Raw genomic sequence first — 4,753 nt, forward strand, 5'->3', positions numbered from 1 at the left:
GTCCGCGCGGGGGACGGAACGCCTGGGTGTTGGATTCCCCTAATCTGCCGGAACCCTCCCGCCTGCGAAAGAGTTAGCACAGGCACGCCGGAGCCGCCGGCTCGCACGGGGCACATACCAACGAAAAGGGCGCCCTCTCGGGCGCCCTCGACTGCATGGACGGATGATCAGGCCGCGTTCTTGGCCGGTTGCCCCGCGGGCTCCACCGGCCCACCCTGGCGAACAACGTCGATCCGGGGATGGAACTGGCCCTTCTGGATGGCCGTCATCCGCTGGTTGGCCTGCTGGACGGCGCGGTCCAGCATCGCACGCATCTTCTCAGTCATTGCTTGCAACCAGTTGGAGATCCGAACGGATGAACCCCGTCGGGGACGGAGGTGCAGCGTAAAGATAATCTGGCTTCAGCCGAAACCACCACCGACCCCGCCCCGTATCGGCTCCCCGTCACAGGGACCGGCGAGCGGACGGCAGGGGCGCAGACGAGCGTTGCGGATTCGTCCCATCTGCCCCAAACTTTTGTAGCAACGCCCCGCCGGTCCAACCACACGCACCACACGATCCCGATCCCGATGAACAAGCTCCTCTGGCTGCCCCTTGCCGCGACCGCGCTTGCCGCCAGTTCCGCGGCCGCGCAGCGCCCGCTCGTGCCGGGCGAGATCACGCGCGGCACGCTCAGCAGCACCGACCCGCGCTCCGAGCGGGGCTCGTACTTCGACGAGTACACGTTCGACGGGCGCCGCGGCGAAACCGTCATCGTGCAGATGGAGTCCGACGACTTCGATGCGTACCTGCACCTGGGCTCGCGCCGCGGCGGCTGGCGCGAGCTGTCGTACGACGACGACGGCGGCGACGGCCGCGACTCGCGCCTCCAGCTCACCCTGCCGGAGGACGGCACGTACGTGGTGCGCGCCAGCTCGCTCAGCCGCAGCACGGGGCAGTACACGCTCACGCTCTCCGGCGGGCGCATGGGCCGCAACGACGACGGCTACTACGATCCCAACCCCGCGCGCCCGCGTCCGCGGCCCCGTCCCGGCACGGGGATGGGCGGCGGCGTACGCCCCGCGGCCGGCGGGCCCGTGCAGGCGGGCGAGCGCATCGAGGGGTACCTGGCGCCGTCCGACTCGCGGCTGGACGGGGGCGAGCCGTTCCACCTGTACACGTACCAGGGCCGCCGCGGCGAGCTCCTGTCGCTCACGCTCATCTCCCCCGTCTTTGACGCGTACCTGGTGCTGGGCACGGCCGGCGGGCGGCACGGCGTGGGCAGCGTGCTGGCGCGCGACGACGACGGCGCGGGCAACACCGACTCACGCCTCAGCTTCCGGCTACCCAACGACGGATCGTACGTCATCCGCGTGAACGGCTTTGGCGGCGGCACGGGCGCGTACACGCTGGAGGTGGACAGCGACCAGTACCCCGGCGCCGGCGGCTACAATGGCGGCGGGTACGACAACGGTGGCGGATACGACACCGGGTACGACGACGACCCGTACGGCTTCGACGACCGGCTCGTGGGCCGTTGGGGTCTCGTGCTGCCCAACGTGCGGGTGGACCCGGAGAGCTGGACGAGCGTGGCGGCCAACGCGGGCTTCGGCTACCTGGACGTGGCGGATGACGGCTCGTACACGTGGAGCCGCAACGGCCGCACGCGTCGCGGGCAGATGGAGGAATACGCGCCGCGCCGCGCGCAGGACCCCAACGCCCTGTACTTCTCCTTTGGTGACAACCGCGAGGAGTACTACGTGACGTTCATGCGGGCGCGCCGCGACGAGTACATGGAGGTGCGCAACGCAGCCACGGACCAGGTGGTGGCGTACGGCTACCGCGATCCCAACTCCTGATCGGACGGCGGATGGGCGGATGACGGAAGGGGCGGCGGATCACGCGGATCCGCCGCCCCTTTCTCATTCGCCGATCGGACCAGACGCATCGCCAGGTGCGTCGCCGAGGGTGTGGCCAAGCCCCTCGTCCGGAATGCGTCATCCTGAGGAGCCGCTGCGCGATCCTGCCCGCGCGTGATCCATGGCGGCGACGAAGGATCTTGCCCGCGAAGCTCGGGGGTGACCTTCGTGCACGAAAGTCCGCCTCCGAGTCTCGCACACAAGATCCTTCGGTCGGGCAAAGTTCTGCGTGCGTTCCTGTTCTGCGCGGCGCTCCCTCAGGATGACGCTTCTTGAGCTCGAGGTAAGCCTCAGACGAGCCCTGGTGTATCGCCCGTCAGCTGCGCAGGGGAGGCAGCGGCTCGCCGTCGGGCACGAAGGCGAGCGCCACGCCGTTGTTGCAGTAGCGCTGGCCCGTGGGCGCGGGGCCGTCGTTGAACACGTGGCCCTGGTGCCCGCCGCACCGCGCGCAGTGGTACTCCGTGCGCGGCCAGATGAGCTTGAAGTCGCGCTTGGTCTCCAGGTGCCCCGGGATGGGGTCCCAGAAGCTGGGCCACCCCGTGCCGCTGTCGAACTTGGTGGCCGACGTAAAGAGCGGAAGCCCGCACGCCGCGCAGACGAACGTGCCGGGCCGCTTCTCGTCGTTCAGCGGGCTGGTCCACGCCCGCTCCGTGCCCTCGCGAAAGAGCACGTTGAACGCCTCGGGCGAGACCACCGCCTTCCACGCATCCTTCGGCTTGTTCACCGCGTTGAAGTCCCTCACCGCGTCCGCCATCGCATCACCTCCGCACGCCAGGATTCACCGAATCGCATCCGCCGACCGTTCAGTAACCCGGCGGAATGCGCAGGTGCCAGTCCGTGCGGCGCTGCACCTCGCGGGCGATGGCGATCAGCCGCCCCTCGGACCACGCGCGGCCCGTGAAGGCGATGCTCGTGGGCAGGTTCTCGCGGCCGAACCCGTTGGGCATGGCGATCCCCGGAAGACCGACGAGGTTGGACGCGCCGCTGATCCCCTCGCCCTCGCCCGTGAGGTCGGTGTACGCCTCGTCGAACGGCTTGTCCACGGGATACGAGACGGTGGACCACGTGGGATGCACCAGCGCGTCGAACCCGCCCTCGGCGAACATCCGGTCCATCGCCTCGCCGGCGGGGCGGCGGATGCGCATGGCGCGCAGGTAGTCCTTGGCCAGCACCACCTGCCCCGCGTATCCGCCGATGCGGTCCTCCGGCGCCGACAGCTCGCGCACGCGGCCGCTGCTCACCAGCTCCTCGAAGATGCTGGCCGCCTCGGCGTCGATGATCATGGACGCCGCCGCGCCGTACGGGTACTCCGGCAGCGTCACGTCGCGCACCAGGTCCGCGAACTGGCCGATGACCTCCAGCGACGCCTCGAAGTTGCGGCGCACCTCGGCCTGCGACCCCTCCGCGTTGCCCTTGAGCACGCCGATGCGTGGACGGCGCGGCAGCACGGCGTCGGACGCGTGGCGATACGGGCGGTTCTGCGCGGAGTCGTCGCGCGGATCCGGGCCGGCGATGGCCTGCAGCACCAGGCCGCAGTCCTCCGCCGTGCGGCACATGGGGCCGATCTTGTCCATGGTCCACGAGAGGGCCATGGCGCCCCAGCGGCTCACGCGGCCGTACGTGGGCCGCAGCCCCGTGACGCCGCTGAGCGCGGCCGGCGCGAAGATGCTGCCCCACGTCTCGCTGCCGATGGCGAACGGCACCAGCGCCGCCGCCACGGCCGCGCCGGGTCCGCTGGACGATCCGCCGCTCCAGTAGTCGCGGTTCCACGGCGTGCGCCCCGGCCCCGTGAATGACGCGTTCGCCTGCTCGTAGCCAAATCCGCCCGCCAGCTCCACGGACGCGAGCTTGGCCACCAGCACGGCGCCCGCGGCCTCCAGCCGCTCCACGACAGTGGCGTCCGGCAGGCGCTGCTCGCGGTAGGGCTGCGCGCCCCACGTGGTGGGATAGCCTTCCGCGCCGATCAGGTCCTTGGCGCCGTACGGGATGCCGTGCAGCGGACCGCGGTAGCGCCCGGCCGCGATCTCGTCCCGCGCGCGGCGCGCCTCGGCCAGCGCTCGCTCGCGCGTGACGGTGATGACGGCGCCCAGGTCCGGCCCAAAGCGCTCCAGCCGGGCCATGTACGCCTCGGCCAGCTCCACGGGGTCCAGCCGGCGGGTGCGGACCTGCTCGGCGAGGGCGGCCAGGGGCAGGTGCAGCGTGGAATCGGGGATGCTCACGCGGCGCCTCCGGGAACGCGGTAGACGAACGACGGCTCCGTGGCGATGGGCAGGTTGAACTGCCGCAGCTGCTCCGCCGTGCGCAGCACGCCGCTGATGGTGCGCTGCACCTTGGCCTGCGCCGCCTCGTCCAGCTGGTCGCCGTACTGCGCGCGGACGGCGTCCATGAGGGCGCGGGCCAGCGGCGTGGGCTCCTGCGACTGCGGCTGGGCAGCCGCGGAGTCCGGCTGTGCGGCGGCCGCGGGCGTCCCGCCCGCGGCGGAGGGCGCGGGGCTGGATTCCGGCGCGGAGCCGGCGCAGGCGGCCAGCGGCGCCAGCACGGGCACGGCCACCGCCGCCACGGCCGCCTTGGTGAACGCGCGGCGCGTTACTTCGTTGGATTCCTGGGACATCGGAAAAGTTCTCGTCCGGGATCGTTTGGATCGGATGTTTCCCCACGATACGCACCCGCCGCGCGTCCCGACAGGGCTGGCGGACGCATCCGATCGAACGAGCCCCACGACGGCTCGCGGGGCTCGTGCGATGATCGAGGTCCGGATCGCCGGGTCCGCGTGAAGATGGAGGGTTCTACCGCGCGCGGAGGGCCCCCTCCCCCCGACCCCCTGCCCCCGCTTCGCGGGGGAGGGGGAGAACTGC

5 protein-coding genes are annotated in these 4,753 nt (G+C 71.3%); 1 reads left to right on the forward strand and 4 read right to left on the reverse strand.

From position 1 onward, the window contains the following. Positions 1-167 precede the first annotated feature (167 nt). Entirely contained in the window at positions 168-326 is a 159-nt protein-coding gene (locus VFZ20_RS26890; protein WP_329687050.1) for a hypothetical protein, read from the reverse strand. 243 nt (positions 327-569) lie between these two features. Here VFZ20_RS26890 and VFZ20_RS26895 point away from each other — a divergent pair, with 243 nt between their 5' ends. After that, on the forward strand, positions 570-1,838 hold the full coding sequence (locus VFZ20_RS26895) for a hypothetical protein (protein ID WP_329687051.1): 1,269 nt from the start codon (positions 570-572) through the stop codon (positions 1,836-1,838). A 376-nt stretch (positions 1,839-2,214) separates the two neighbouring features. Here VFZ20_RS26895 and msrB read toward each other — a convergent pair whose 3' ends face one another. The 3 genes from msrB to VFZ20_RS26910 are packed head-to-tail and all read right to left on the reverse strand — an operon-like array spanning position 2,215 to position 4,509. Further along, positions 2,215-2,652, reverse strand: a complete 438-nt coding sequence (msrB, locus tag VFZ20_RS26900; RefSeq protein ID WP_329687052.1) for a peptide-methionine (R)-S-oxide reductase MsrB — start codon at positions 2,650-2,652, stop codon at positions 2,215-2,217. Between the two features lie 49 nt (positions 2,653-2,701). Then, a complete protein-coding gene (locus VFZ20_RS26905; RefSeq protein ID WP_329687053.1) occupies positions 2,702-4,117 on the reverse strand; it encodes an amidase in 1,416 nt (471 codons plus the stop codon). Further along, on the reverse strand, positions 4,114-4,509 hold the full coding sequence (locus VFZ20_RS26910) for a hypothetical protein (RefSeq protein ID WP_329687054.1): 396 nt from the start codon (positions 4,507-4,509) through the stop codon (positions 4,114-4,116). Before VFZ20_RS26910 ends, VFZ20_RS26905 begins: the two co-directional genes overlap by 4 nt. Positions 4,510-4,753 lie beyond the last annotated feature (244 nt).

The sequence above is a fragment of the Longimicrobium sp. genome, assembly GCF_036280135.1.
In the GTDB taxonomy this organism is placed as follows: domain Bacteria; phylum Gemmatimonadota; class Gemmatimonadetes; order Longimicrobiales; family Longimicrobiaceae; genus Longimicrobium.